Here is a 427-nt window from a genome sequence, read left to right on the forward strand (position 1 = left end):
CCAGAGGGTTCCACTCACCAGTTTTCATGCCACATCGTGGTCCTACAACCCCAGCCATGCCGTAACATGACTGGTTTGGGCTATTCCCCGTTCGCTCGCCACTACTAGGGGAATCATTGTTTATTTTCTTTTCCTGCAGGTACTAAGATGTTTCAGTTCCCTGCGTTAGCCTTCTGCTATGCAGAATAATATCTCTTCAAGATATTGGGTTGTCCCATTCGGAAATCTCCGGATCAAAGGTCATTTGCACCTACCCGGAGCTTATCGCAGCTTATCACGTCCTTCATCGCCTCCGAGAGCCAAGGCATCCGCCATGCGCCCTTTCTTACTTTTTGTCTTACCGATCACATAGGGTCGATATATACTTTCAGCTTTTAACTTTACTTTTTTTGTACATCATGTCAAAGAACGGTTTTCAAATGAAGTA

Annotated in this window: 1 rRNA gene; it reads right to left on the reverse strand. The window is 45.4% G+C overall.

Annotated features, from left to right (window positions below):
* A 23S ribosomal RNA gene (locus DXC10_RS16185) occupies positions 1 to 335 on the reverse strand; the annotation flags it as partial.
* Positions 336 to 427: the final 92 nt, after the last annotated feature.

The sequence above is a fragment of the Bacteroides sp. OM08-11 genome (assembly GCF_003438665.1).
Taxonomy (GTDB): domain Bacteria; phylum Bacteroidota; class Bacteroidia; order Bacteroidales; family Bacteroidaceae; genus Bacteroides; species Bacteroides cutis.